This window comes from Streptomyces sp. ID05-39B (genome assembly GCF_033794725.1).
In the GTDB taxonomy this organism is placed as follows: domain Bacteria; phylum Actinomycetota; class Actinomycetes; order Streptomycetales; family Streptomycetaceae; genus Streptomyces; species Streptomyces bobili.
Genome location: NZ_JARGEF010000472.1, coordinates 1 through 2,223, shown reverse-complemented (window position 1 = coordinate 2,223; position 2,223 = coordinate 1). Strand labels below are relative to the sequence as shown.

Sequence of the window (2,223 nt, the reverse complement as noted above, 5' to 3'; positions counted from 1 at the left end):
CCACCGGACCACCCCCGAACGTCCGCCGCGCCTCCCGCACCTGCCGCTCCTGCACCACCGCGGCCAGATACGCGGCAGGCGGCACCCCCGTCGGCACCGCGGCACCCGTACGCTCCGCCAGATCACCGGCCAACCGCTCCGCCATCGCGTACCCCACCTGCGGATCCAGCTGGTTCATCCGCCCCAGGTACTGCCGGACCGCCAACCACAGCCCCTCCGGCACCGCCGACAGATCGAGCCCCGAGAACCTCCCGGCCAGCCACGGCGGGGGAGGCGGCACGAAACCCACCCGCGCGGCAGGCACCCGCTCCCGCACCACCAGCGTCCCCGCGAACACGTCACCCAGCCGACGCCCCCGCGCCGACACCAGCGAGGCGACGCACGCCACCACCCCTGCCGTCAGCAGAATCTCCACCACCCCGAGCGCACCCCGCACCAGCGCGTGCCGGAACCGGATCGGCCCCCCGTCATCACGCACCACCCGCAGCCCACACGCCGCCTTACCCAGCGAACGCCCATGACTGAGGGTCTCCACCGCGATCGGACCACCCACCAGAACCAGCAGAAACGTGGCGATCGACACCGCGGTCCGCGCCGCCTCGTCCAGCGACCCCGTCGCCATCAGCAACGCGACACTCACCGCCACATAGGCCACCAGCACCACGGCCAGATCCAGCAACACGGCCAGCGCCCTGCTGGGCAGCCTGGCCGGCTGAAGCTCCAGCGCCACCGCCTCACCCGTCACCAACTCGCTCACGCCGGCACCCCTTCCCTGACCTGCCCCGACACCGGCCAGTCTGCCAAGCTGAAGGCACATCGCGCCGCAGTACGACAAGCTGACCCCGACCGGTCCCGCGACGAAACAGCCGAGGAGCAGGCACCCCGATGGACCTCGACGTCTTCGTCTCCGCCCACCGAGCCGAATGGGACCGACTCGACACCCTGCTGCGCCGCCGCAACCTCACGGGTACCGAGGCCGACGAACTCGTCACTCTCTACCAGCGCACCGCGACCCACCTCTCCCTCCTCCGGTCGAGCGCTCCCGACCCCCAGCTCATCGGCCGGCTCAGCCAGCTGGTGGCACGCGCGCGCAGTGCCGTGACGGGAACCCGCCGGGCCTCCTGGCGGGACGTCACCCGCTTCCTCACCCACAGCTTCCCGGCCGCGGTCTACCGCTCCCGGCACTGGTGGGTCCCCACCGCCCTCGCCTCCACAGCGCTCGCGGCCCTCCTGGGCTGGTGGATCGGCACCCATCCGGAAGTCCAGTCCTCGATAGCCGCCCCCGACGAACTGCACGCGCTGACCCGCCCCGGCGGCCAGTACGAGACGTACTACTCCAGCCACCCCGCAGCGTCCTTCGCCGCTCAGGTCTGGACGAACAACGCCCAGGCAGCCGCGATGTGCCTGGTCCTGGGTGTCTTCCTATGCGTCCCCGTCCTCTGGATCCTCTTCCAGAACATGCTCAATCTCGGTGTCGGAATCGGCCTCATGTCCTCGGCGGGCCGGCTCGACACCTTCCTCGGCCTGGTCCTCCCGCACGGCCTGCTCGAACTGACCGCGGTCTTCGTAGCCGCCGGCACAGGCCTGCGCCTCGGCTGGACCGTCATCGATCCCGGCCCCCGCAGCCGCCGAACCGCCCTGGCCGAGGAAGGCCGAGCCGCCCTCGGCATGGCCATCGGCCTGGCCCTCGTCCTCTTCGTCTCAGGCGCCATCGAAGGCTTCGTCACCCCCTCCGGCCTGCCCACGTGGGCCCGCATCACCATCGGCATCACGGCCGAGCTGGCCTTCCTCACCTACGTGTACGTCCTGGGCGGAAGGGCCGCCCGAGCGGGAGACACGGGCGACGTCGAAGCAGCCGAACGCAGCGCCACGGTGCCGACGGCCGCCTGATGTGCATGTACGGCAGGTGAACTGCTAGTCTCCTCCTCGCCCCAAAAAACCCGTTGACACGGGTTGTGCGGGGAGGTAGATTCGAACAGTTGCCTGGACTGGACTTGAACCGGTCGGCGGCAGGGTTAGTATCTATAAAGCCTCTCGGACTGGATTCCGCAGAAGCACCCCCCGATGAATCGGAAATGAGTGGCCGGTCAGACCGGCCCGGAACTTCTGATAAAGTCGGAACCGGCCGGAAAGGAAACCGCGAAAGAAAAGCGGGAACCTGGAAAGCACCGAGGAAATCGGAACCGGAAACGGTCTGATAGAGTCGGAAACGCAAGACCGAAG

Annotated in this window: 2 protein-coding genes; one reads left to right on the top strand and one right to left on the bottom strand. The window is 69.2% G+C overall.

What is annotated here, in order from left to right; genetic code table 11:
* Positions 1–757 (bottom strand): RDD family protein (locus P1P75_RS41205; RefSeq protein WP_319265094.1); only part of this gene is annotated, 757 nt, incomplete at its 3' end.
* Positions 758–885: 128 nt separating this feature from the next.
* Between P1P75_RS41205 and P1P75_RS41200 the strand changes: the two genes are divergently transcribed.
* Positions 886–1,890 carry a stage II sporulation protein M gene (locus P1P75_RS41200; protein WP_319265091.1) on the top strand — a complete coding sequence of 335 codons (1,005 nt, stop codon included), beginning with the start codon at positions 886–888 and terminating at the stop codon, positions 1,888–1,890.
* Positions 1,891–2,223: the final 333 nt, after the last annotated feature.